Raw genomic sequence first — 24364 nt, 5'->3', positions numbered from 1 at the left:
CCTCTCCTTTCTATAGAAACTTCACTAATCTAGATATAGAAATCATGCTCCTCGTAACGTTTAAGAAGGTTCGTCATTTCCTCACTGTCTTTTCCATAGAAAAAGATGGTTCCATAATGGTTCCCAAAACCGACACGTTCTGCTACTTTACCTTGAGGTGGAGTAAACATATCATGCTTTTCGAAGTAGGCATGATGTTCCAGTTCCTCAGGTATTTCGAGGTCTTTTACATAATCGGTATTTGGATGGACCATCAGACAGCCTGCGTAAGCTTCATACTGGTACGGATCCGGGAAGAATTCCTCCAGTTCCTCTTCGGTCGTATTTGGATCACTGCATAGAATTTGGGCCTCATAAGCGCTGAATCCATAGGCACGTTCAATCAGTTCGAAGATGTGTCCGCCTGGCACACGGGCAGCCACTTCACCGAAATGAAGAGTTCCGTCTGGAGTGAGGAAATATTCAGGATGGATCACGCCGTATTCGATTTCGAAGGCATCCACCAGCTGCTGAACTGCTCGTTCAATCAGAGGTCTCTTTTCTTCCAGTAATGGCGAAGCGGGGACGAAATTGGAATAACCCAAACGGATATATTCCGTGATATTTAAAAAGCGGACTTTGCCCTTATGAACAAAGGCTTCACATGAAAATTCCTGTCCATCCAAATGACTTTCCATTAAGAGCGGGAAGTCTGTATCCTGGATTTGTTCAATTCCTTCTGCGGTATTAATAGCCAGGTGACCAACGGATCCAGCTTTGTCCAGTGGTTTTACATGGATGGGATCAAGATGATCGCCGTCTAATTTAAGCAGAGCTTCATTTACGCGCTTCAGAAAACGTTCCACATCGTCTTTACTGCGTGCCTCTTCAAATACGCCTACTTTAATACCGGATATTTGCGCTTTACGTTTCATCATTCCTTTATCACGTAACAATAAGGAACGGTTAAATACTCGCGGATCTTCGCGGAAGCGGGCATTTAAGGCTCCAGCCCACTCGACACACTCTTCATATAAAGGAACGGCTACTTCTGCGCCCATTTCTTTCAGCTGCATGTAGAGGTGATCAGAGCTTTCATTGATCTTGTTGAAATCCCATCCGACAAACGGAATTTCGTGTTTCTCAGCATAGGATTCAAAATCGGGCGGACCCACTACAATGAACGGCCGATTCATTTTCGCGGCAGCTTCTATGGCCTGCACGCTCCATCCAATTAAAGCCGTGTAATAAGGTTTTGTTTTCTCCGAATCCTCTACAGTTGCATTCAATTCAAGTTGATCAAGTTCCATCTCATCGCTCTCCTTTTAAAATGACTTTTCTGGAATATGAAACCGCATCATCCTGCCTTATGTTATGAACGGTCTCTATCATTTTAAAAGTATCAAAGTCTAGCAAAAACTGTAAGCATTATTATTGGATTCGACAATCAAAGTCAAAAGTCGTGCTTCTTCTACACTGCATGCTGGGGTACTTAAGTTTGTTCACGTAGATTGATAATGACCATCTATACCAACAATTTGAAAATAATAAACCTATTTACAAAATTTTAATGAATGATTATTTACGATGAAGATACATCAAATTAAATCTTGAAAAATATAATTATGACACAGTGTCACTTTTTTTATTGACTTTAACCGCTGGTTGAATTAAGATAGCAAAGTATTACCTGGATGTGACACCTTGTCATATTGGTGAGGAGGAGCATAGTATGCCAAAACAAACATTTTTCAATTTACCAGAAGATAAAAGACAAACCTTAATGGAATCAATTCGTGCAGAGTTTTCAAGAGCCCCTTTAAATGAAGCATCGATTTCTAACATTATTAAAATGTCAGGAATCTCCCGGGGAAGCTTTTATCAATATTTCGAAGATAAAGAAGATGCGTTTTATCACTTACTAAAAGAGCAGTCGAAGCGAAGGCAGGAGATGTTTATTTCTTTCTTAAAGGAAACGGAAGGAGACCTTTTCGAAGCAACTGCAAAATTGTTTCAGTCTACATTAGAGGAATTCAAGAACGACGAGAAGCGATCTTTTTTTAAGCATGTGTTCTTAAATATGAACCATAAAATTCAGAGCACCATTACGAACGGGGATACGGAGGATAAATTTCTGCAGCATTTGAACAAGATTAGAGAGTATATCGATCAAAGTCAATTAAACATTGAAGGTGAAGAAGAACTCTATCACGCTGTTCATCTCTTGAGAAATTTAATGTTGAATAATCTGGTTAGTCATTTCGCCAAAGGACTATCGAGAGAAAGAGCAATGAAGAATTTTACGATCGAAATGACTCTTATAAAAAGAGGCCTCTCTACGTAGAGGGAAGGAGGAATAGGAATGGCCGAAGTAAATCAACAGGCTAAAGTGGAAGGTGAGCAGCCCATAAATCGGATTGCCATTGTGTCTGTGCTTTTAGTCAGTGCATTTGTAGCCGTATTGAACCAAACACTCCTCAACACGGCGTTACCAAATATTATGGATAGTTTAAATGTCTCAGCCAGTACCTCACAGTGGTTGATGACTGGGTTCATGCTGGTAAATGGGGTTATGATCCCAATTACGGCCTTTTTAATCGGGAAGTTTACGACGAGACGTTTATTTTTCACAGCTATGACCTTGTTTACGATTGGTACAGTGGTTGCAGCTCTGGCACCTAACTTCCCAGTATTATTATCTGGGCGGTTAATTCAGGCGAGTGGAGCTGGAATTATGATGCCGCTTATGCAAACGGTTATGCTGATGATTTTTCCAATTGAAAAACGGGGGACGGTCATGGGAATGGCGGGGCTTGTTATTGCCTTTGGTCCAGCTATTGGTCCAACATTGTCAGGGTATCTTGTCGAAGAATATTCTTGGCGTGTGCCATTTATGGTGATTATTCCGATTGCAATCGCAGCACTTGTGTTTGGTGCATTTGCTCTTAAGAATGTGACAAAGCAAACCAATCCTAAGATTGATATTCTTTCTATTATTCTATCAACCTTTGGTTTTGGCGGACTGCTATATGGATTAAGCAGTGCGGGAAACGACGGTTGGGATAGTGCAAATGTATATGTGGCCGTAATCATCGGAGTCATCTCCTTGACGTCCTTTATATTAAGGCAGTTCAGGCTGGATAAACCGATTCTTGAATTTCGCGTATTTGGAAACAAAATTTATGCTTTAGCCGCTGTTATCAGTATGGTCGTGATGATGTCCATGCTTGGTGCGGAGCTTCTTATTCCTATATATATGCAGACCATGCGCGGATTCACCGCCTTTGAATCAGGATTACTGCTTCTTCCAGGGGCGATCGTTATGGGAGTCATGTCCCCGATTACCGGTAGAATCTTTGATAAGGTTGGGGCACGCTGGTTAGCTATTGTAGGCCTGAGTATCATTGCCGTAACTACTTTTGAATTATCGACTTTAACAGCGACTACGACTTATACGTTTATTCTGGTGATGTACGCTATTCGAATGATGGGGATCGCTATGGTCATGATGCCAGTATCTACAGCAGGATTGAACCAGTTGTCAACAGAATGGATTCCTCACGGTACTGCGATGAATAATACGCTGCGTACCATTGCAGGATCGATTGGTACAGCATTGCTGGTAACTGTTATGATGAACGCTTCCAAAGACTATGTACCTTCTTCTGGTGAAACCAGGCAACAGATTATGTCCAACGCCATGATCCATGGAATCAATGTTGCCTTCATGGTTGCTACCATTATTGCGATTCTAGGAATTGTGTTGTCCTTCTTTATTAAAGGGAAGCCAAAACCATCTCAAGACGAACGAGCAGCAAAAACAGAGGGGAATTTACAAACGAACTGATTGGGGCGCAGGTGGAATTCTTTAAGAAGGGATTGCACCTGCTTTCCTTTACATATTCATTTTAATATAGGTAAGGTGAAAAAACTGGGGACCGATAGCGGTATGGAGGTTATTGATCTCTCGAAGGTTTCACTGAAGGGAAAGAAGGCTCTGTCGAACCAGTTTGTAACGTGTCAGGGCTTGCCCACCTATATAAGCATGGCAAATCTACCATTTTTCTCAAAATAGGTTTAAGCAAGGGCTTTTTTGTCAAAAGTACCCCAAAAGGGTGATGAATAATGACTAGCGAACTTAAAGAAAAACAACGCTACCGAGACAGATTAAAAAAGCTGAATCCAGCTAAAGCTATAAAACGAAGCAGGAAGCATTTTTCGGAGAAAGAATATGGTGAAAAAATCCGAACGAATAGCAGCCGGATCGGATCGAAAATTGTGTACTATAGTCTCTTACTCTATTATGCATTTAAGAGTGAAAATACACCGAAGAAAGCTAAGCTCACAATAGCCGGTGCGCTTGGTTATTTAATCCTTCCGGTGGATTTAATTCCAGACTTTATTCCAGTCGTCGGATTCACGGATGATAGTGCTGTTATCGTGTATGCGGTCTATCAAGTGATTTCTCATATTGATGAGAATGTGAAAGAGCAGGCTCGTAATCGTGTGAGCAGTCTGTTTGGAGAGTCCGTACTGAATGATTTGGAAGACCCATCTAAAAATTCAGCGGAAGATCCGCATCAATAGTTGGAGGAAGATTATGAATCAAGTAAACATACGTGAAGTGGCTGAGGAAATTGAGTTGCAAACGGAAGATACGCGAGTCCTTGTTGATAAAATCGGTGGCAAGGTCTTTCAGGTAAGTGAGGAAGCGCTAGTTGACGTAGAAGATGGGGAGGACTTTTCTCATTTACTTGAATGGCAAAGGGAAGAACGCCATTTAGCGCAGCATATCTTAGAGAATGAGACTCGCTACATCCAATTGCCGGATTGTTCAGAAGTGAACGAGTATCAGATGATGGAAGCATTCATTAACTCTCTTGAGGACGAACAGATCCATAACGACTTACTGAGAGCCATCCGTGGAAAAGGAGCTTTTCGTAGATTTAAAGATCAAATTGTGACCTACGGGGTTCGTGATCAATGGTTTGAGTTCAAAGATGAGCAATACCGGTTGCTTGCCATCGAATGGTGCGAAGAAAACGACATTCCTTATAAAAAATAACGCTTTGTTAAATTTCCGTGTTGATTTTATGATAAAGCTCCCATTACTTGAAGACTCGATTTCGAGACTTTTGTGAGAGTTTGGTCCTGCGGGGGACGATTTCGCTTTTCGCGGGCATGTGCTGAGCTTCCTCGGGCTTAACAGCCCTGCGGGGTCTCACCGATCATGTTCATCCCGGTCTTACACTTTTTTAGTCTTACTTGAAAATCAGAACATAAACGACAAGAAGAGCTATCCAGCTCCAGCACCTAGCGGCTAGTGAGACTTCCCTCACTTCTGTACGATAAGGCAACATCGAATCGCTCCGCTCTTCGTGTTTTCTTTATCTCCGCCAACTCAGTCCAGTCCATACGCCGCTGACCGAGGTGCTTCCGCTTTTAACCTAGGAGTCTACATCGTCCCCCTCCGGACCTGGCCGAATGAGAGGCTCGAAATTACTCAAAAACGTATCAGCTTTACGAGGTGCGGTGGTAAGCCTTTAAAAGCAGATAATTTGGCTTAATCGCCTGGTATATAAGCATTCCACTCAGTTGATGGAAGCCAAGAACTTCTCTTCCCGAAGGGGCCGTTTCCCTTATTACGTGGGGCTGGTGGGAAATGGCGAGACTCCCATGGGAGAAGGAACTAGGTGAGATCCCGCCGGGAGTGAAACGAGCGAGGAAGCTCACCGTTCCCCCATAGGAAAGCGAGTTATTCCCCCACCAGCCCCTGACCTTATAACGTAACGGACCTTAGATATCTCGAAACTGAGTCTTCAACTAATCGGCCCTATTGCGTAATAAGACTCTTATAAATAATCAACAATAAACTTTAACAAAGCCAAAATTAAATAAAACTTTAAAAAACGCCTGTCCGGATTGACGGACAGGCGTTTTGAATTATGCTTTCGTTTTGTAGGATGTAATGTGGTCCTGCAATGAATCATCCTTGCCGAACAGGAAGTGTTTCTCCATATCCGGGGAGTACGTAGAGTTTACAGCTGTACGTCCTACGGTTTCTGCTACTTCACGAAGCATAGCGGGAGAAGCTCCGCAGCAGAGTCCCAGGTAGTTTACACCAATGCTGTGTGCTTCTTTAGCCCATTCTGCGAGCTCGTAGCGGTTGGTGTAAAGTGGATCAAGAGACGTCGGGAATGTCGTTTCTGTCGGCAGTGTACAAGCACAGCCGCCATCCGGCAGGTTGAAGAAGGTAGGGTGTTCTTCCGTCGTGCGGTAAGGAATCGGAAGGGCTCCTACGTATCCGTCCACCGTGTTACGGATTTTTTCCACATATGGCTGCATTGTAGCTGGCCCACGGAAGCAGTTCATGCCGACGACAAGAGCGCCTTTTTCTTTTAACAGACGGCAGGCTTCTTCTACCTCATAGCCGTCCCGGAGGATATTCTCGCCCATCAGGCCGAACGTGATCACAGCGGGGAGACCTTGTTTTTGGATTTCTTCAAGAGCAATGAGGGCCTCCTCATAGTAATAGAAGGTTTCACCGTTCACAAAGTCTACTCCTTCTTCCTTACACCAGCCGATCATCTCTGCAAACATGCTTCTTGTTTTTTCAATAGCTTCCGGGTCATCCGGGTTGAACAAGTTCGTGTTGGAAATATTTCCGGCTACGAGCGCTTCTTCTTCTGGATGTTCCTGGGCCACTTCTTTAGCTAGACGGATCGCCTGGCGGTTAAGCGGTTCTAATAACTCCTCTTTACCGATGATTCTCATTTTCTCGCGGTGACCGTTATAGGTAAAGGCTAAGACGACGTCGGAGCCTGCGAGCATGTAGTCACGATACGTTTGTTTTAGTGCCTGAGGGTTGTCGAGGGCGACTTCCGGTACAAAGGAGCCAGCCTGTAAATAGCCGCGACGCTCCAGTTCAAATAAATATCCTTCTCCACAAATAACGGGTCCATCCTGTAATCTCTGTTCTAATGATCGTTTCATTTCATTCAACAACCTTTCCATTCTGTAATCGAATTTATATTAGTTGAAAGCTAATGCCCTTTTTAAAGGGACACGCTGACTTTCTTTCTGGTACGGGCAACTGCCTGTAAAGCTTGTTCAATGTCTTCAATTAAATCACCAGGGTGTTCAAGTCCGACAGAGAGCCTGAGCAGACCATCGGTAATACCACGCTTCGTTCGTTCTTTTTCTGGCATAGCTGCATGGGACATAGTGGCTGGATAGGATAGAATCGATTCCACAGCCCCAAGGCTTACAGCAAAGACAGGGAGGCGAATCTGCTCCACAAATGCTTTGGCTGCTTCTTTATCCGCCAGCCGGAAAGAGAGCAAGGCCCCTGCTCCGGTAGATTGTCTCCGATGAATCGGATGACCGGCGTGGTGAGTGAGTCCCGGGTAGTAAACTTCTTCCACCAGGGAGTGTTCCTGCAGATGAGAGACAATTTTAAGTGCTGAGTCTGACGACTGCTTCAGCCGGGCTCCTAGTGTCTTGATCCCCTGAATAAGTTGATAAGAGTCTTGAGCGCCGAGAATGGAACCAAAGGAGTTCTGAATAAAAGCGAGTCTCTCTCCAAGTTCTTCATTTTTAGTTACGGCAAGACCTGCAATGATGTCACTGTGACCGGATAAAAACTTGGTGGCACTATGCAGAACGATATCGGCTCCAAGCTCAAGCGGGTTCTGATAAAGCGGCGTCATGAATGTATTATCCACGAAGGTTAAACAGCCATGGGCTTTAGCAAGCTTTGCTACTCCTTCAATATCTGTGATGTTTAAGCAAGGATTGGACGGTGTCTCTACATAGATAACTTTTGTATTGGATTGGATCGCCCGGCTGGTCTCGTTGAGATCGGTCATGTTAACGAATGTGTGATCGATGTTGTACTTGCCAAGCATTTCGGTGATCAACCGGAATGTCCCGCCATAGACATCTTTGGAAACGAGTACGTGGTCACCGGCGGAAAGCAGCATGAAAGCAGAAGAGATAGCTGCCATCCCAGATGAGAAAGCGAGTCCTCTTGCGCCGCCTTCCAAGTTAGCGATCGTCTCCTCAAGCACCTGTCTCGTTGGATTTCCGGATCTGCTGTAATCGTAAGGCCCCATCGTATCGAAGCTTTCCTGATGGAAGGTTGAGGATAAGTAGATTGGTACATTCACTGCACCCGTAGCCGGTTCGTGATGACTTCGATTATTCGCAGAGCCGTGGATGAAACGGGTTTCCAACTGATCGTTTTCTGGCCTCATTGTATTTCCTCCTTTTGAATAGCAGAGAGAGCGTGTTTCAAATCATCAATCAGATCGTCTTCATGTTCTGTTCCTACGGAGAAGCGAAGAAGCCGGTCGCAGATTCCGCGTTCTTCCCGTTCTTCTTTTGGAATATCCGCATGCGTCTGTGTTGCCGGGTACGTAATGAAGCTTTCGACTCCTCCCAGACTTTCGGCAAAAGAGATGACCGACAAATTCTCCAGAAAATCAGGGATGCTGGAAGGATCCTCCACACGGAATGAAATCATTCCTCCTTTTCCAGGGTAAAAGACTTCTCTTATGCCCGGGTCGTTGTTTAGAAACTCAACAATGGTCTTTGCATTCGCCTGCTGTTTATCGAAACGAAGCGGCAGGGTCTTTAATCCTCGGATTAACAGCCAACAGTCAAAAGGGGAGAGGACAGCACCTGATGAATTCTGGAAAAAGGCGAGTTTTTCACAAACCTCTTCTCCTTTCGCGACGACGACACCGGCTAATACATCGTTGTGCCCGCCAATATATTTGGTAGCGCTGTGGATCACGATATCTGCTCCTAAGTCCAGCGGCTGCTGAAGGTAAGGCGTTAAGAATGTGTTATCGACAATGAGCAGAAGGTTGTGCTTCTTAGCAATCTTTGAAACCTCTTCAATATCTACTTCCTGCAGCAGCGGATTGGTTGGCGTTTCAAGAAAGATGGCTTTCGTTTTCTCCGTAATGACACTCTCAACATCCGTGAAATCAGAATAGGTTGAATGAATTTGATAAGCATCAGCATAATGTTCGAGTAAACGGTACGTGCCGCCGTAGATATCTTCCGCAATGATCAATTCTTCATTTGCACGAAACAGGGAGAGGATCAACTGGATGGCTGCCATTCCTGAGCTGCAGGCGAAGGCTTGATCGCCGTTTTCAAGCTGGGCCATGCCTTCTTCGAGAAGGTGGCGTGTCGGGTTTTTGGTCCGGGTATAATCATATCCGGTGGATACTCCGAGTGATTTGTGCTGGTAAGCGGTAGATAAATAGATGGGCGGATTCACAGCCCCTGTCTTTTCATCACTGTTATTGCCTAGCTGGGCTAAAATTGTTTCAATCCTGTTCCGTGCCATGGTGATCATCTCCTTCGTAAAAAAATGGATATAAAAAAGGACCTCCTTGAAGAAGAAGGTCCTTTATGTATAAAGAGTCTCCTTATCTTCAAGGTATAACTACTACCTTCTGGATTTAGCACCGTGCCAATGGCTGGTTGCTGAGGTATCAAAGGGCCAGTCCCTACACCTCTCTGGATAAGTTTTATTATTATGTAATTTTTGGAAAAGCAACTGTTGAACACTTTACATGAAAGGTATGCTTAAATCAAGAATGATATTAAAAATTACTAAAAATTTCTTTCAAAAAATTAGGCGGTTATCATTTCGCTTGCGATTTACAATACAGGAAAATGATTAAAGAATCAATAGAGTTTTCAGAAAAAAATCATTTTTCTAAAACTACTAACTTAATCTGAGATCATTTAACCCCCCCAGTCACTTTAAACGACAGGGGGGATTGAACTTATGCATATTGCTGAAGCTGTTTATACATTCGTTCTCCTTCTTTGTTCAGGACGTTACCTTTCCCGTGACATTTCGAGCATTCCTTCACATAACTGGTTTCTTCGATGGCCATCTTCCAGGCTAGTGTTTCATTCGCATAATTTACACGCTGGTAATGGTCTACAATTAAATTGGCTTTTCCATCATCATATTCCTTATACTTTCCAGATCCGTGACAGAGAGGGCATACATTATATAGAGTACTCACCGATTGAGTCTGCATTACGCTCACTTCCTTATAGTTTATTAGTATAAATTATGATTGATTTTACGTAATATTCAGTCTATTTGCAAGGTAATTTTCTGTTTTTTCCAAATATAAAAAAGAAAAAAAGTCAGGAGATGCGCTAGTACAGGGGTTCAGATGATTTGTGAAGATATTGTGAACATGCATGGGAAAAGGGAGGGCACAGGGTTTAAAAGGGTGGAATAGTAAAAGAACCCCGAGTGTCGGGGTTCTTAAATTACGGTGTAGCTGATAATTCTGATTCTGTGACCCACTTATGATTGGTCACGTCTTCTCCGTTATCCGTGTCTGTATAATCCACCATATAAACCGTCGTTTCTTCGGAAAATTCCACTTGAGCTTTAGCGCCACTCATTCCATCACTATGGTCTGCATTCACGGTTACTTCTGAACCGGGTTTTACCCCTTTCTTAGGAGGATCTTTTAATTCTTCATAGATAACCCATTTATGATTCTGCACTTTTTCACCAGTGGTGGAGGATGTATAAGATAGGCTGTAAGCGGTGGTTTGATAGGCTCCAATTATCATTGCTTCTGCTCCGTTCATTCCAGGCATATGGTCAGCATTGATCTGGGCTTTACTCCCTGGAGGATAGGCTGGCTTTTCTGCTTCTCGTAAACCTTCAGGCACTTCAGCTGAACCAGAATGGTCCATGCCTTCATGTTCATTGTGGCTGGATTCTGAAGAAACACTTTCCGCATTTTTTGTTGAATCACTGTTCCCCTCACTGCAAGCTCCTAATAGTATAACTGATGCAAATATGAGACTCCCTAAAGCGAATGTTGAACGTTTCATATTTTTCCCCTTTCAAGAAAAAACGTTTAATAGATATAGATAGAATATACCCCGGGTGTGTATATGTAGTCAATCGCTTTATTCTATAAATTTACAAATGGATGTGGTAGCTATCCCTGTGTTTTACTTAGAGATAGCTGTAGCTAAAGAGGTGGATTGTTGAAGACTTTCTTTCGGAAGGCAGAACGCTCGATTGGCAGGTGAGTCCCCATCAAAAAAATCCACCGGGATAAGCAGCCCGGTGGATTTTATGCATAAATCTATTTATTTACCAATGAACATCTGAGTCCAGTAGTTTCCGTTTTCTACATAACCGACTCCAATATGAGTGAAGTCTGGATTCATAATGTTTTTACGGTGGCCTTCACTATTCATCCATCCTTCAACCACTTGTTCAGGAGAAGTCTGACCCATGGCAATATTTTCACCAGCGGTACGGTAATCAATACCATAGTCTTTCATCATATCAAACGGGGATCCGTACGTTGGGCTTGTATGAGAAAAGTAGTCATTTTTCTGCATATCAAGAGACTTGTCTCCCGCTACGCCACTTAACTCTGTATCAAGTGTAAGAGGTGCTAGTCCTTGTTTCGCACGTTCCTGATTAGTCAGTTCGACAACTTGACGTTCAAAAGCTGAGACTTCAGATTGGTCGGATTGATCCGCAGCATTTTCTTGAGGAGCGGCTTGTTCGGATGCCTGATCCTGTTTTTCCGGCTGAGCTTCAGGTGCTTGCTGCTTAGGTTCTGCCGTTTCTTCTTTTACTGGTTGTTCCTGAACGGGTTCAGTTGGCTGTTCATACTTTTGTTCCGGTGGAGCCTGAGTTTGGAATTGTTTTAGAAGAGACTGGATATCTACTTGCTGGAGACTTTGATTCTTTAAGGCCTCTTCATTTTGTTTAACCCAGTTCACAACACCTTCTACATGGATATTTCCTTGCTGGAATTTATAAAACTCGCTATCCCCTGAAGATGCGAGAGAAGTTGTTGGAGAAGCTAGTAATGATACTACGAGAGCTCCTGATAGAATTAGTGATTTTCCTTTCATGTTCGAATTCCTCCTTAGACGTTTTGTTTGGAACAACTTTATCCTATCATCCTGTTTTTGTAATAATTTTGGATCTATTTGGTAAACGAGAAAAGAGAGGAACACTGAAAACTCCTTAAGGGAAATTTTGTTTATGCGTCAGTAAATAAATCTCTAATTCTTGCGAAATTTATGTATTTTTATATTGCATAGTTAAATAAATCTTCTATTGGAATTTTTATCATCTTGTAGTATAAATTAGCGAAAATAGTAGGTTGACAGGGGTCTTAAATCCTTATTTTTTTTACAAATATGTCTGAGATGTTACAGCTCTTAAACTAATGAAATCTTAAGAATACCTGGCTGTATAAAAGGGAACGGAACAGGAGAAAGGATGAGGCAGATGAAATTAGAAGGAAAAATAGCACTAGTTACAGGCGGATCAAGAGGACTGGGTAAAGTCATCAGTAAACATCTTGCGGCTGAAGGAGCACGAGTGGTGGTGAACTACGGAAGAAGTCCGGATCCGGCCAATGAAACCGTGGAAGAAATAAGGGAAAAAGACGGGGAAGCCATCGCTGTGCAGGCTGATATAACCGTTGAGGACTCTGTGGACGAGCTAGTTCGTAAGGTTCAGGAATCATATGGTGAGAACATGGATATTGTGGTTAATAATGCTTCCGGTCCTCAGCCGGAGTACTCCCTTGAGGAAAATACATGGGAAACGTACATGGATCAGCTTCAGTTTTTTGTTAAAGCACCATTAATTCTAACAAAAGCAGTTATGCCAGGTATGAAGGAGAAGCAATACGGCCGTATTATTAATATTGGCAGTGAAGTTGTCCAGCTTGGAAACGCCAATTTCTCAAACTATGTAACAGCTAAATCAGCCATGATTGGCATGACCCGTTCCTGGGCAAATGAACTTGGACCGCACGGTATAAATGTGAACCTTGTCAATCCTGGTTTTATTCCAGTAGAGAGACACGGAGAAGTAGATCCGTCTACCCTGGAGAGTTACAGCAGCGAGCTGCCTCTTCGACGTATGGGGAAACCTGAAGACATCGCTAATTCAGTTGTTTTCTTGGCCTCTGACGATTCTCAATTTATTACTGGCCAATCCATCTCTGTTAATGGAGGCAACACATTTGGGGTTTAACTGAAGTTCAACTCTTTTCCGAGTAACCTTTTTCCAGACGAAACGTCTAATTCTATACAGGAGATCAAAATTCATGTACTGGAGGGCGTTCAATGATACATGGGAAGTTAAGGTTGCTGATGGTCGGAATCCTGCTCGGGGCTGGCAGTTACGGCTGCGAAAATAGACAGCCAATTGAGCCGCCTCAGGAGGAACCGGTAGAAAACATGGAAGAAGAGGTATTAGAGAATAAAGAATCTTCCACGAATCTACCAGGAGAAAATTCTCGAAAAAGTATGATAGCTAACGATGAGAAAATCATTGAAAAGCTGAAAGCTTCCGGTGAGCTTAAAGATAATGCCACTGCAGCTGAAATAGAGAAAGCTCTTCAGGACTACCTCCGAAGAAAAACTCAATCGAAAGAGAATAAGAATAAAAAAAGTGAACCAGAACTGCCCTAATGGCTACCCAGCCCCTTGGACAAGTATTGGTTCACTTTTTTTATTTTAACTGGTAGGGGGAGCACAGCGCCTATGGTTAAGTAGAATAGGGAAGTAGGAAGGACGTTCAGCTACTTAATTAATACTGGTTTATTAAATAGTCTTATCCGTTATCCCGTCATCGCAAAGCTGCGGCACTGCTGGGCACAGTGTAAACACATGCGTCCACATTGCTGTGATAATTCGTCGGAATGCTGTAGACAATGATTGCCGCAAATTTCACAAATATAGGCGCACAAGGCTGCCGTGGATGGGGCAAACATGCTGCAGCGAGCGATATACTTTGCAGTTAAGGTACAAATATCCGCGCAATCCCTAAGCAATCTCAGCTGTTCTTTCCGGCGAGTTGCTTGTTTCATTTGCAGCACACAGTGTTCCGTGTATTCACATAAAGCTTCACATTCTTGAACCGTGTTTAATACAGACATGGGCGACGATCCCTGGGTTTGCCCGCCGTAGTATGGTGTATTCGCGTGCATATACATAACCTCCAGAAGGTATAAATTTCATAACTTTTTTATCGTATGCAAGAGAAGGCGTCCATGTTTCTTATGGATCCATACATCCATAAGAAAAGCTCGGAGTAAAAAATACTCCGAGCTTATTTGGTGCTGCTACCATTTAAAATGCTCCTGATCCTCCGCCGCTGCCGCCGACACCGGCTCCACCTCCACCAGCATTTGCGCTGGCTGCAGCTGCGGCCGAGACAGTTTGCTCCGCCTCGCTGAAGTTTGATTGCAGGGAAGCAGCAAGAATAATAAAGAGCATCATATCGTTATGGGCAGTCGTTGTACCTGTGTCTGTACTGAAGGATGAACGGTTTCGAACCTCGGGCTCGTTTTCTACTTTTCTATGTCCAGTGCCAATCTCATAGAGAAAAAGGCGAAGTTGCTCATTATCTGTTAAAGAACCTGGGTCGCTGCCGGTGTGCAGCAGTTTTTTCCATTGAAGCTGAATCTTCTTCCCTTCAACCGTATGGGGATGATAAGCAAAGGCTGTTACAAGCACCAGGGATCCAAGAATGATATATAGGATCATCCAGGGAAACAGTTGATATATACCAAATAGAATGGCAAGCGTTCCAACAAGGGCGGTAAATCCTCTCCATTTGATCATGCTCTCATAAAGGTTATGAGTATCAACCTCCTGTTTGACAGCCTTTTTCCACAAGTTGAAATCTTTCTGGTACTGGCCGTGGTTGGACTTGTCAGCGGTGTACGTTTGGATATCCTCGAAATGGAATGTGCCGTTTCCGCCTACTTCATCAAACAGCCAGGAGAGCAGAATCACCTCGTGTTCATAGTCCGTATTCCGATGAATAATCAGGAATTCCTGATCTGATTTTTGCTTGACGTATCCTTTTCTGACAAGGTCAAGGATTGCAGCTGTGAGAGAACGGATCGTGAGGCGACGGTGGTTTTGGAAATACAGTGTGGCCGGCAGACTCATTTCTTCTTCAGGAATAAAGGAAAGTGAGTTCAGCTGGCGGTTCACTTCACGCTGGTTAGAACGGTACCGACGGACCGCATAGCCGGTAAGCAATAGTCCGGCAGCTACAAATAAACTCAGTGCATAAGGAGTGATACGATTTAACGTGTCTCTCCTTTGTTCTTTTGCATCGGCTTCAGCTGCCAACCTATCCTTTTCGGACAGAATTTCTCCGCTTATGTCTTTGTCCGAGATTGGTGCGACAGAAAACAGAGAAGAGGGATAAGCCACCCTTACCTTCATATTCTCTCCACTGGATATATAGCCCATATCAAACTGTACCACTCCTCCCTCCATAATAAGTTCGGTCCTATAAGCAGTCTGGTAGCCAAGTGCCAATACATCTTCTGTTTTGGATGGCGGATGGACGCTGACTGTGAAATTTTCATACGCGGACTCATTATTTTCGTCAAAGAAAGACCAGTAAAACTGAGCTCGATCACTATAAACTTCTACCCCATCTCCAATCAGATAGGTTAAGTCAACCGTAATGGTTTCATCCATACCGCTACGGTACATTTTATAAGTCTGATCTTCGCGATCCACTTTTAATTTCTGTTCATTCTCATATGCTTGCACATTTGTAATTCTGGTTCCTTCTTTTGCATATAAGGTGCGGGTTATGCCGTTAAACTCTCCGTCAAAAGCATACGTATGCTGTTCTTTTACTTTTACATCTCCATTTATCTGAAGCTTGGCCTCAATGATCGTCTGTGGAATAGAATACTCGATCGCAAGTGCCTGGTGAGGAAGCACAAGAAGAATAACTGCGGCAAATAGAATGGGGAGTAATTTTTTCATAATCATCCACCTTCTTTCCTCGTAGTAATACGTTGCTTCTAACGTATTGGTTTCATAAAAAATGTAAAAGGACAAGTTGATTTTTCTAACGGAAAGTAATATACTACATTACAACACTAATGCACCAATTCAGAGAGGAAGGGGAGCACGTGATCCTTAACACCGACGGAACGATGCCGATCTACTTACAGATAGCTGCTTGGATTGAAAATGAAATCCTGAACGGCGGTCTGGCGGCGGATGAGAAAGTATATTCTCAATATAAGCTTGCGGATATGTATAACATTAATCCGGCGACAGCCGCCAAAGGGCTCACGAAGCTTGCAGAAGAAGGAATTCTGTACGACAGGCGAGGAATTGGAAAGTTCGTCTCTTCTGAAGCGATAAAAATCATCAAAGATAAACGGAAAAATCATACACTTAAAAGTATGGTGGAGGACCTTGTTCAAGAGGCTGAACGGCTCGATATGTCAGAAGAAGAACTTATTTCACTGATAAAGGAAACGAAAAATAGAAACAAAGGGGGAGAAGAATGAACATCATTGAATGCAGGCAGTTAACGAAAGCTTATCGAGGTTTCAAGGCTCTCGATCAGTTTTCCTGCACAATTGAAGAGAATAAGCTTGTTGGACTGGTCGGAAGAAATGGTGCGGGGAAGACCACACTTATGAAGGTGTTAAGCGGCATGCTAAAGGAAACATCCGGAGAAGTGAAGGTGTTTTCTCACCGCCCGTTTAATAGTCTGCTCGTATCTGCTAATTCTATCTTTATTGATGACCAAATGAATTTTCCAACCGCCCTTTCCCTGGCAGAAATTCTCGAGGAATCCTCCAAGTTTTACGAGCATTGGAATGAGGAGCTGGCCTGGCATTTATTTGATTACTTCGGGTTTCATAAAAAGGAGTACCATAAAAATCTATCAAAAGGGAAAGAGAGTACCTTCAATATGATTGTCGGACTTGCGGCCCGCTGTCCGCTTACAATTTTCGATGAACCTACTACAGGTATGGATGCGGCCGTTCGCAAGGATTTTTATCGGATTCTGCTGAAAGATTATCTCGCTTATCCACGTACCATTCTTTTATCCACCCATCATTTAGAAGAAGTGGAGGATCAGTTGGAAGAGGTACTGCTGCTGAACCGGGGGAGGGAAGTACTTCATATGTCGATCGAAGAATTGAGAGAGTTTGCAATAGGATTAAAAGGAAAGCGTGAGGTGCTCGCACCGTATCTAGCTGACCGCCAGCCCATATATACAGAAGCTTTTGGTATGGATGAAGAGTATATCGTTACCAGGAATAACCTATCCCAGAAAGAGAAACAGGATATGAAGCGTGAAGGAATTCAATTTTCAGGGGTTTCTGCAAGCGACCTATGTATCTACTTAACTTCTTCGGGATCTCACAAAGGAGGGACTTTAGATGACATCCTTAACTGAAGTACGTACCAGTGAAATTATTGTTAAACAATATCAATATAAGCTGAAAGCCTATATGGGGGTTCTCACCTCTCTTGTCACTGTACAATTGCTAGGGCTGCTGTTTTCCTTAAATGGAGTCGGGTCACGGGGGACAGGAACTTTTGGTATTAACCTCGATATTAACTATTATTCCGCGGACATGATTATCATTTTTACTTTCTTCTGGGGATTTATGAGCGCTCTTCTTATGACCACAAAAGCTTATCGAGAAGATGATTTTGCTTTTATAACCAACCGCTTCAGCAGCAACATGTCTTCCGTTGCTTTTATCGCTACTGTAAGTGTTATTGGCGGCCTGACTGCAATTATGGCCGGTTTCTTACTTAAAGTAGTGGTCTATTTCATTTTAGGAAACAAAGAGATTATAGGAACAGGGCTCGCATCCGGACCTTTAATGTTTACGGAGGGTCTTTTGGCTATGATTCTACTCGTTTTCCTGTTCAGTTCTCTTGGCTATTTAGCCGGAATCATCGTTCAGGTTCACCGTGTGTTTGTGGTTTTACTTCCTGTCCTATTTTTTGGATGTCTGCAGTATTTATCCAGCACAGAAAACTGGAACCTTCCTGCGTTCATGTATGAATTCTATTTTCAAGAATCTTTTTTTCTACTATTTGCAGCTAAAGTAGTGGCAAGTGCAGCTCTTGTCTTTACCATTGCTCTCTGGATATCCGATCAACTGGAGGTGAAGAAATGACGACTGCTATGTTTATTGGATTCCTTCCGATTATTTTTATTGGGGTTTTAATCTGGCTGGTTTCGCAAATGAAACGAAAGAAAGCCGGGACTCGTCCCTATTATTTGCCTTCTAAAACTCCAGTGTGGGTGTTTGGGGGCTATGCGTGTCTCCTGCTCGTTAGCTTTATTCTCTACTTTTTTATCCCTGATCAGAGTGCAAGCTCGGGGAACGGAGAGGGAACGGTTATAGAAGAAGGACGGCAGCTTTACCAAAAAGCTATAGCCGGTGAAATAGTTGATATGGATAAGAAATACTTACGAGAAGAGTGGAGCTTTGACTATGATCAAGATCGGTTGGAAATTAGCGATGATATAGAAGTACCAAGCGCTCTCACAATTGTAATTGACCAAACAAACGATAGTGAGAAAGTTAAAGCTGCTTTCTATTCGACTCCTGCTTCACTTCAGGGACTCGAACTGAATCATGAAATTCCACTGAAACTTGGGATTGCAGATCAACGACTGAATCTTATGCTGACTGAAACAACGGATAGGACGTTCACTATGTTCAGCCCGTCGTTTCCATTTACGCAGTTTACAGAGGAAAAGGATGGGATGATGGAAGCTGATATGGAATGGGGAACCTACATCCTCTACGTAAGCGTTCCTTCATCGATTTCTGTATCTTCCGATTACTATTCTGTTGAATATGTAGAGCAATAAAGCCCCGGATTATCGGGGCTTTTTGTTATATAGGCTTTGTTAAACGGAAAAAGCCTTATTAAGTTATAGGGCCGGTTTGTTGAAGGCTCAGTTTCGAGATATTGTGTGGAGAAAGGGGCTCCAGGGAACGGCTCGCTTTCCGGCCCTGCACGACGCAGGGTCGTTCGACGTTGCCACAGGACGTGGCGATCTTAGTCGAACTTCTTATATGTGCTGAGCTTCCTCGGGCTTAACAGCCCTGCGGGATCTCACCGATCATGTTCATCTCGTTCTTATCTTTTTTTAGTCTTAATCAAATATTAGAACATAAACGACAAGGAGAGCTATCCAGCTCCAGCACCTAGCGGCTAGTGAGACTTCCCTCACTTCTGTACGATAAGGCAACATCGAATCGCTCCGCTCTTCGTGTTTTCTTTATCTCCGCCAGCTCAGTCCAGTCCATACGCCGCTGACCGAGGTGCTTCCGCTTCTAATCTAGGAGTCTTCACCGTTCCCTTCCGCCCCTTTACGATTATGGGGAGCACGAACCTTTACGTAATGGCCTTCATATGAGGAAGAATAACCTATATGATTAACGCTAAATACGGAGTCTATCAAAGGTATAAGCGGCGCTATAGAAGCGTTTAAGACGATTAAAGCTTCCTGCTTTTTCTACTGCCAGGGTCCGTTCATGTGAAATGGCTGGGGTGGCGGAGGAAACGACGAGACTCCCGCGGGAGAAGGAGCTAGGCGAGACCCCGCAGGGAGTGAAACGAGCGAGGAGACTTGCCAGTTCCCCCGCAGGAAAGCGAGCTGTTTCCGCAGCCATCCCTTCTCTATATTAAGTAACGGACCCGATTTATCTCGAAATCAAGTCTTCAACAAACGGGAGCTTAACTATAATATATTCGCTGGTCTTTTATAGAATCATTATTTAAAACGAAGCAGGTCTCCTTTTATTATATGATCGGACAATTTAAGCTTTTCCCGTGCCTTCTCCCGGCCTTCTTTACAATGGGAGCCATTTACCGGCTGGCTGGTGTCTGTTTTGTAACAAATGCCGTCTTGAAAGAGATAGGAAGGCGTTACAAAATCGCCATCACGGAAAGCTACAAATTCTTCTTTGTCCTCAGCCAGGAGATTCTCGCTAAAACTCATGTAATTCTCAGTTTCTTTGCCTAGTAGATGAAAAACAGTGGAGCGGATGTCAATTTGCCCACCTAACGTATCAAACGTTTTCCCTTCCATTCCTGGAATATGAATAAGCAGCGGGACGCGCTGGTTCGTTGTATGAGAAAGTGCCGTATCAGGCTGGTCGAGAAGCTCATGTACCCCGTCTTCATATTCTTTAGAGATACCGTAATGGTCCCCGAACAGCACAAACATTGTATCCTCATACATCCCTTCTTCTTTTAACGACTGAAACAGTTGACGAATCGCTTCATCCAAGTACCGGACCGTAGTTAAGTAGCGGTTGACCACCGGTTCCGAGGTTTCCGCAAGAGGAAGGCTGCGGTCTTTTTTATCCAATAAAAACGGAAAGTGATTTGTAAGGGTAATAAACTTCGCCATATAAGGCTCGTTTAACTGCTTCATATACGGGATTGATTGGCTGAAAAAGGATTTATCCTCTATTCCATAATTAATTCGGTTTTCTTTGTTAATCTCATAATCTTGTTTGGATATAAACTGGTCATATCCAAGGGACTCATACATTTGTTCCCGATTCCAAAACGTTCTTACGTTTCCGTGAAAAACGGTCGTCTGATAGTCTTCCAAAAGTTCTGGCAGCCCGTTGAACGTGTTATGGGGCCTGCGTACGAATACAGACCCACCGTCGAGCGGATACAATCCAGTATCCACCATGAACTCTGCGTCCGAGCTTTTGCCTTGAGAAGCCTGATCGTACAGGTTGGAGAAGTAAAGACTTTCCTTTTTCAATTGATTTAAAAATGGCGTCACCGGTTCGCCTTTTACTTCTGCACCAATGACGAAGTTTTGGACGGATTCCAGTGTAATGAAAACCACATTCTTTCCTTTTGCCTGACCGAACCACTTTGTCTTTACAGGATCTTTCTCTGCCACATATTTCTCTACAGGTGCAGCGGCGGATTGGTCTGCCATAGTTTTCTGGAGTGGTGCTGTTATGCTGTAGGCAATATCAAACCATTGATATGCATAGATGCTGATGGAAGTCACGACTTTATCACGGTTATAGTTTTCCTGGAAAAGGTGGGGAGAATGCCACCACGCAGCTGCCAGAATCACAAGTGAAATGCCCACTGCACTTCCTGCGTATTGCTTTTTTTCTCTGGGCGAAATTGTGAAGGATCCTCTCTTAATCAGCCACCAGCCAATTACCACTAAATCAATAAGGAATAACAAGTCCCATGGAGAAAGAAGCGTCCACGTACTTTGACTCAATCCTCCTACGTTTCCTACCTGAAGGAGAATAGGAAGAGTGAGAAAATCTTCATAAAAACGATAATAAATTAAATGAGCATAAAGAAAGAAGGTCGTTAAAAACATTAGAATAATTAATGCCCATGGTTGCAGGTGTTTAAAAAAGAAAAACGAGAACCCGAACCAGAGCAGCAGAGGTCCGAGCGAGCTGAAAATTAACAATAAGTGGTCGGTCACTCCGGGAGGTGACATTTGAAAAGAAACATACATAACGGCTGTGGTTTTCAGCCAGTAAAATAAAGCAATCCAGGAAACTTTTTTCACGACTGGTTCACCTTCGATAAGGTTTCAGAGCTCAAGACACGGTTGATAACTTCCCCGAGCCGAAGGAGATGGTTTGAATCTACATCACCCATAAGCGCAATCTGCACCCAGTTTCGTCTAGCCAAATAGCTGCTTTCATAGTTTATGAAAATCCCGTTTTTCTTTAATCTTTCTCCAAAACCCTTCTGGGAAATGTGATCCGGCAGGGCAATCGTAACAATCCCGTTTGAGTAGCTGTGATCACCAAGAACCTTCAACCCCTGGTTACCCAGCACATTTCTAAGTTCCATCATAAAAGCCCCAAGAGGCCGTTCATCAATGGAAGACAGAGATACCTCAAGAGCATGAACGAGGTTGGTAGAGTGTGTGTACGGGATGCTCTGATTAGAGTCATATACTCCAAGATCCAGGTATTTCGGAATATCAGGATCAGGTACCGGTACATAATTGTGAAAGATGATCGCTAGTCCAGGATAAGAGGCAAGCGCTTTACCGCTCACACTGGAGGCGATATGAACACCGGAAAGATCAAGCGGATCGGCACCGAGGGAACTGCAGGCATCCAGACAGAGTTTTACATTTTCAGAGTCTGCTATTTTTTTGAGTTCTTCGACGTCAAACAAATACCCGGTCGAAGTTTCGCAATGGACACACCATATCCATCCAATAGAAGGGTGTTCTTTCAGAAAGTCACGTACACGGTTTAAATTGATCGGTTCGTTCCAAGCTTTCTGCATTCTGTAAAAATCAAGCCCGGTCCGGTGGGCATGATCCATCAGCCGGTCACCGAATTCACCATTTGAGAGAATAAGACCTGTCCGGCCTAACTGTTTAATTTGCTGGGCGACCACGTCATTAGCAAGTGTTCCGGTTCCAACTAAGACCGAGGCGTATTTAGCCTTTGTGCGCTCCGTAAGCGAGTTGCGAACGGTATTCATTTGGTTGATAAAAGAGTCAGATCGATGAGACAGAGGAGAAGCTGCCAAGGCCTCTTTCACTTCATTTGTTACGGCTACAGGGCCGGATAAAAACGATATCGGTTCATATCGGGCCAAGATCCGGTGGAAGGCTTGAGTAGCCTTGACGAAGCGGTCCTTGGTCAGTTTCATCGGCTGAAACTTAGCCCCTTCCTGACCTGTCATGGGGCCAAAAGGTTCAAACCCTAGCTTCCGATACAGCCCCCATTCACGCTCCGTCCCTGAGATTAGTGCTGCATTATAATTTTCCTGAAGACAGTATCGAATCAATTGGTCAATTAGTCCAAAGAAAACCGAACCCTTTCGGTAATCCGGATGGATTGAAAGCAGACGAATTTCACAGGGAGAATCGATCTCATGTAAGTAGCTGTCAAGGTTAGGGAGTTTCTGATCAAGAGAAAACGGTCGCGTTGCACGGACAGCAATCATGCCGATAATTCTTTCGCTTTCTTTAGCGATGATATATGTATTTTCAGTGTGAAAACGATCCACCAGCTTGCGGGTATCGTTTTTTTTGTGCTGGGGGATTTCTTCTACAAATGTCTGATAGTTTAATTCATGTATTTGCCGATATTCTTCTTCCGAGTCAGCGTTTTTATAGTGAATAGACTGTTTTGTCATATCTGTTCCTCCTTTGTCAACAAACGGGGATGTATGGGAAAGGTGTGGGCAATAACGACCAGGAGATATCCAATCCCCAGGCATAGTCCAACCCCTAGGCTTTCCTGCCAGAGGGTTAAAAGAGGGGGGATTCCCATCGCAATCATCATTACTTTCGAAAAAGGTAAAGGTGAGACGTTTGCAATAAAGGCAATGAGACCGAATAGGAGCAGACCGATAGGTTCGAGCATGAGGAGGGCTGCCAGATAAACGACTACACCCTTGCCTCCTCTTCCTTTAAGGAAAAGCGGCCATATATGTCCTGCAATCAAAGCGATTGCTGAGAAACCTATGATGGTTGGAGCTACCGATAAGTAGAGGAGCAGGCTTAAAGCCAGGATTGCTTTTAGTGCATCGATAACCACGGTCATTACAAAAGCCGGCTTCCCCAAAATTCGACCTGCGTTTTTAGCCCCGCCCGTACCACTTCCAAGTGTACGGATATCCCCGCCTTTTCGCCATTTGGTCACCAAATAAGCTCCGTTTATATTCGCAATCAAATAGCAAATTACAATCCACACGTTACAACACCTTCCTATCTGATCATATTCTACCATTTTGAAGTTTCTGGTAAAGGGAGAAGGTGACGAAAATCCTCAGAATTTCTTCTTTTTTAGAAATTGCCGTTCTAAATCTTAATATAGCTTGTTAAAGATAAGCTCCCGTTTATTGAAGACTCAGTTTCGAGATGAATTTGGGTCCGTTACTTTAATTGGAAGAGGGCTGGTGGGGAAATAGCTCGTCTTGTTCTATCACCCAGACACTCGAGACATAAGCCATTCATCAACGGACGGAAAGACCACCGCCCTTTTGATGCTCGGCTTATGCTGGTCGTGTCTTTCGGGGTGATGCCACATTTGAACACTTTCCTATGGGGGAACGTTGAGCTTCCTCGCTCGTTTCACTCCCTGTGGGATCTCACCTAGTCCCTTCTCCCATGGGAGTCTCGCGATTTCCCCACCAACCCAACGATAGGAAGAAAAATGGACCTTTTGAAAAAGAGGAATTGTTCATAACTCATTTGCAGTAAACGCCTTTATATCAACGTTTTCCACTGTAAGGAAGGAGAAAGTAGGAAATAGTTCCCTGATATCATGATAACGAAGCAGGTAAGATTCAGAGTGATTTCGAGTTTCTGATCTGGCAAGGTCCGGAGGGGGACGATGAAGACTCCTGTGGGATGAACATGATCGGTAAGATCCCGGAAGGCGAAGCCTGAGGAAGCTTACCACATATAGGAAGTTCGACTAAGACCGCCACGTCCTGTGGCAACGTCGAACGACCCTGCGTCGTGCAGGGCCGGAAAGCGGAATCGTCCCCC

General features: G+C 43.7%; 22 protein-coding genes and 1 riboswitch. Of the genes, 10 read left to right on the top strand and 12 right to left on the bottom strand.

What is annotated here, in order from left to right; all coding sequences use genetic code 11:
• Positions 1–29: 29 nt before the first annotated feature.
• Complete coding sequence (locus LCM11_RS06470; protein ID WP_224893426.1) at positions 30–1289, bottom strand: ATP-grasp domain-containing protein; 1260 nt, start codon at positions 1287–1289, stop codon at positions 30–32.
• Positions 1290–1711: 422 nt separating this feature from the next.
• Here LCM11_RS06470 and LCM11_RS06465 point away from each other — a divergent pair, with 422 nt between their 5' ends.
• The 4 genes from LCM11_RS06465 to LCM11_RS06450 all read left to right on the top strand — a co-directional run bounded on the left by LCM11_RS06465 (position 1712) and on the right by LCM11_RS06450 (position 5044).
• Complete coding sequence (locus LCM11_RS06465) at positions 1712–2323, top strand: TetR/AcrR family transcriptional regulator (protein WP_224893425.1); 612 nt, start codon at positions 1712–1714, stop codon at positions 2321–2323.
• 18 nt (positions 2324–2341) lie between these two features.
• A complete protein-coding gene (locus LCM11_RS06460) occupies positions 2342–3826 on the top strand; it encodes a DHA2 family efflux MFS transporter permease subunit (protein WP_224893424.1) in 1485 nt (494 codons plus the stop codon).
• A gap of 278 nt (positions 3827–4104) precedes the next feature.
• Positions 4105–4566, top strand: coding sequence for a YkvA family protein (locus LCM11_RS06455; RefSeq protein ID WP_224893423.1), 462 nt, complete (start codon positions 4105–4107; stop codon positions 4564–4566).
• A gap of 13 nt (positions 4567–4579) precedes the next feature.
• Complete coding sequence (locus LCM11_RS06450) at positions 4580–5044, top strand: UPF0158 family protein (protein ID WP_224893422.1); 465 nt, start codon at positions 4580–4582, stop codon at positions 5042–5044.
• 878 nt (positions 5045–5922) lie between these two features.
• Here LCM11_RS06450 and LCM11_RS06445 read toward each other — a convergent pair.
• From LCM11_RS06445 to LCM11_RS06420, 6 genes are all read right to left on the bottom strand, one after another.
• Entirely contained in the window at positions 5923–6972 is a 1050-nt protein-coding gene (locus LCM11_RS06445; protein ID WP_224893421.1) for a homocysteine S-methyltransferase family protein, read from the bottom strand.
• Positions 6973–7034: 62 nt separating this feature from the next.
• Positions 7035–8234 (bottom strand): cystathionine beta-lyase, encoded by a 1200-nt coding sequence (gene metC / locus LCM11_RS06440; RefSeq protein WP_224893420.1) that lies wholly within the window; start codon positions 8232–8234, stop codon positions 7035–7037.
• The gene (locus LCM11_RS06435) at positions 8231–9340 is read right to left on the bottom strand and encodes a methionine biosynthesis PLP-dependent protein (protein ID WP_224893419.1); all 1110 of its coding nucleotides are present in this window, start codon (positions 9338–9340) and stop codon (positions 8231–8233) included. The genes metC and LCM11_RS06435 overlap by 4 nt, the downstream gene beginning before the upstream one ends.
• A 79-nt stretch (positions 9341–9419) precedes the next feature.
• Positions 9420–9524: riboswitch (SAM riboswitch) on the bottom strand.
• Positions 9525–9785: 261 nt separating this feature from the next.
• Positions 9786–10049, bottom strand: coding sequence for a hypothetical protein (locus LCM11_RS06430; RefSeq protein ID WP_224893418.1), 264 nt, complete (start codon positions 10047–10049; stop codon positions 9786–9788).
• A 241-nt stretch (positions 10050–10290) separates the two neighbouring features.
• Positions 10291–10869 (bottom strand): YdhK family protein, encoded by a 579-nt coding sequence (locus tag LCM11_RS06425; protein ID WP_224893417.1) that lies wholly within the window; start codon positions 10867–10869, stop codon positions 10291–10293.
• A gap of 264 nt (positions 10870–11133) precedes the next feature.
• The gene (locus LCM11_RS06420) at positions 11134–11916 is read right to left on the bottom strand and encodes a CAP domain-containing protein (RefSeq protein WP_224893416.1); all 783 of its coding nucleotides are present in this window, start codon (positions 11914–11916) and stop codon (positions 11134–11136) included.
• A gap of 382 nt (positions 11917–12298) precedes the next feature.
• Between LCM11_RS06420 and LCM11_RS06415 the strand changes: the two genes are divergently transcribed.
• Positions 12299–13054 (top strand): SDR family NAD(P)-dependent oxidoreductase, encoded by a 756-nt coding sequence (locus LCM11_RS06415; RefSeq protein WP_224893415.1) that lies wholly within the window; start codon positions 12299–12301, stop codon positions 13052–13054.
• Positions 13055–13146: 92 nt separating this feature from the next.
• A complete protein-coding gene (locus LCM11_RS06410) occupies positions 13147–13494 on the top strand; it encodes a hypothetical protein (RefSeq protein WP_224893414.1) in 348 nt (115 codons plus the stop codon).
• A gap of 660 nt (positions 13495–14154) precedes the next feature.
• Here LCM11_RS06410 and LCM11_RS06405 read toward each other — a convergent pair.
• Positions 14155–15822, bottom strand: coding sequence for a DUF2207 domain-containing protein (locus tag LCM11_RS06405; protein ID WP_224893413.1), 1668 nt, complete (start codon positions 15820–15822; stop codon positions 14155–14157).
• Positions 15823–15971: 149 nt separating this feature from the next.
• Between LCM11_RS06405 and LCM11_RS06400 the strand changes: the two genes are divergently transcribed.
• Genes LCM11_RS06400 through LCM11_RS06385 form a run of 4 tightly spaced genes read left to right on the top strand, consistent with a single transcriptional unit; the run spans position 15972 to position 18700 of the window.
• On the top strand, positions 15972–16358 hold the full coding sequence (locus LCM11_RS06400) for a GntR family transcriptional regulator (protein WP_224893412.1): 387 nt from the start codon (positions 15972–15974) through the stop codon (positions 16356–16358).
• Positions 16355–17260: an ATP-binding cassette domain-containing protein gene (locus tag LCM11_RS06395; protein ID WP_224893411.1), complete on the top strand. Its 906-nt coding sequence runs from the start codon at positions 16355–16357 to the stop codon at positions 17258–17260. Before LCM11_RS06400 ends, LCM11_RS06395 begins: the two co-directional genes overlap by 4 nt.
• Entirely contained in the window at positions 17244–17996 is a 753-nt protein-coding gene (locus LCM11_RS06390; RefSeq protein ID WP_224893410.1) for a hypothetical protein, read from the top strand. The genes LCM11_RS06395 and LCM11_RS06390 overlap by 17 nt, the downstream gene beginning before the upstream one ends.
• Positions 17993–18700 (top strand): hypothetical protein, encoded by a 708-nt coding sequence (locus LCM11_RS06385; RefSeq protein ID WP_224893409.1) that lies wholly within the window; start codon positions 17993–17995, stop codon positions 18698–18700. The genes LCM11_RS06390 and LCM11_RS06385 overlap by 4 nt, the downstream gene beginning before the upstream one ends.
• A gap of 577 nt (positions 18701–19277) precedes the next feature.
• Here the strand turns inward: LCM11_RS06385 and LCM11_RS06380 are convergent.
• The 4 genes from LCM11_RS06380 to LCM11_RS06365 form a co-directional block, all read right to left on the bottom strand.
• A complete protein-coding gene (locus LCM11_RS06380) occupies positions 19278–19508 on the bottom strand; it encodes a hypothetical protein (protein WP_224893408.1) in 231 nt (76 codons plus the stop codon).
• 101 nt (positions 19509–19609) lie between these two features.
• Complete coding sequence (locus tag LCM11_RS06375) at positions 19610–21406, bottom strand: LTA synthase family protein (RefSeq protein ID WP_224893407.1); 1797 nt, start codon at positions 21404–21406, stop codon at positions 19610–19612.
• Positions 21403–23004: a GNAT family N-acetyltransferase gene (locus tag LCM11_RS06370; RefSeq protein ID WP_224893406.1), complete on the bottom strand. Its 1602-nt coding sequence runs from the start codon at positions 23002–23004 to the stop codon at positions 21403–21405. The genes LCM11_RS06375 and LCM11_RS06370 overlap by 4 nt, the downstream gene beginning before the upstream one ends.
• Positions 23001–23564 carry a glycerol-3-phosphate acyltransferase gene (locus tag LCM11_RS06365; protein ID WP_224893405.1) on the bottom strand — a complete coding sequence of 188 codons (564 nt, stop codon included), beginning with the start codon at positions 23562–23564 and terminating at the stop codon, positions 23001–23003. Before LCM11_RS06365 ends, LCM11_RS06370 begins: the two co-directional genes overlap by 4 nt.
• Between the last annotated feature and the right edge of the window lie 800 nt (positions 23565–24364).

Origin of the sequence: Halobacillus halophilus, assembly GCF_020171985.1 — a bacterium.
Taxonomy (GTDB): Bacteria; Bacillota; Bacilli; order Bacillales; family Halobacillaceae; genus Halobacillus; species Halobacillus halophilus_A.
This window is presented reverse-complemented; position numbering and strand designations above follow the sequence as displayed.

Excerpts from the sequence above, each read along its gene's own strand:
- LCM11_RS06405 (WP_224893413.1), bottom strand. The coding sequence starts at position 15,822 with ATGAAAAAATTACTCCCCATTCTATTTGCCGCAGTTATTCTTCTTGTG.
- LCM11_RS06395 (WP_224893411.1), top strand. The coding sequence starts at position 16,355 with ATGAACATCATTGAATGCAGGCAGTTAACGAAAGCTTATCGAGGTTTC.
- LCM11_RS06385 (WP_224893409.1), top strand. The coding sequence starts at position 17,993 with ATGACGACTGCTATGTTTATTGGATTCCTTCCGATTATTTTTATTGGG.
- LCM11_RS06415 (WP_224893415.1), top strand. The coding sequence starts at position 12,299 with ATGAAATTAGAAGGAAAAATAGCACTAGTTACAGGCGGATCAAGAGGA.
- LCM11_RS06470 (WP_224893426.1), bottom strand. The coding sequence starts at position 1,289 with ATGGAACTTGATCAACTTGAATTGAATGCAACTGTAGAGGATTCGGAG.
- LCM11_RS06425 (WP_224893417.1), bottom strand. The coding sequence starts at position 10,869 with ATGAAACGTTCAACATTCGCTTTAGGGAGTCTCATATTTGCATCAGTT.
- LCM11_RS06390 (WP_224893410.1), top strand. The coding sequence starts at position 17,244 with ATGACATCCTTAACTGAAGTACGTACCAGTGAAATTATTGTTAAACAA.
- LCM11_RS06370 (WP_224893406.1), bottom strand. The coding sequence starts at position 23,004 with ATGACAAAACAGTCTATTCACTATAAAAACGCTGACTCGGAAGAAGAA.
- LCM11_RS06420 (WP_224893416.1), bottom strand. The coding sequence starts at position 11,916 with ATGAAAGGAAAATCACTAATTCTATCAGGAGCTCTCGTAGTATCATTA.
- LCM11_RS06465 (WP_224893425.1), top strand. The coding sequence starts at position 1,712 with ATGCCAAAACAAACATTTTTCAATTTACCAGAAGATAAAAGACAAACC.
- LCM11_RS06410 (WP_224893414.1), top strand. The coding sequence starts at position 13,147 with ATGATACATGGGAAGTTAAGGTTGCTGATGGTCGGAATCCTGCTCGGG.
- LCM11_RS06430 (WP_224893418.1), bottom strand. The coding sequence starts at position 10,049 with ATGCAGACTCAATCGGTGAGTACTCTATATAATGTATGCCCTCTCTGT.
- LCM11_RS06445 (WP_224893421.1), bottom strand. The coding sequence starts at position 6,972 with ATGAAACGATCATTAGAACAGAGATTACAGGATGGACCCGTTATTTGT.
- LCM11_RS06450 (WP_224893422.1), top strand. The coding sequence starts at position 4,580 with ATGAATCAAGTAAACATACGTGAAGTGGCTGAGGAAATTGAGTTGCAA.
- metC (WP_224893420.1), bottom strand. The coding sequence starts at position 8,234 with ATGAGGCCAGAAAACGATCAGTTGGAAACCCGTTTCATCCACGGCTCT.
- LCM11_RS06455 (WP_224893423.1), top strand. The coding sequence starts at position 4,105 with ATGACTAGCGAACTTAAAGAAAAACAACGCTACCGAGACAGATTAAAA.
- LCM11_RS06380 (WP_224893408.1), bottom strand. The coding sequence starts at position 19,508 with ATGGCTGCGGAAACAGCTCGCTTTCCTGCGGGGGAACTGGCAAGTCTC.
- LCM11_RS06460 (WP_224893424.1), top strand. The coding sequence starts at position 2,342 with ATGGCCGAAGTAAATCAACAGGCTAAAGTGGAAGGTGAGCAGCCCATA.
- LCM11_RS06435 (WP_224893419.1), bottom strand. The coding sequence starts at position 9,340 with ATGGCACGGAACAGGATTGAAACAATTTTAGCCCAGCTAGGCAATAAC.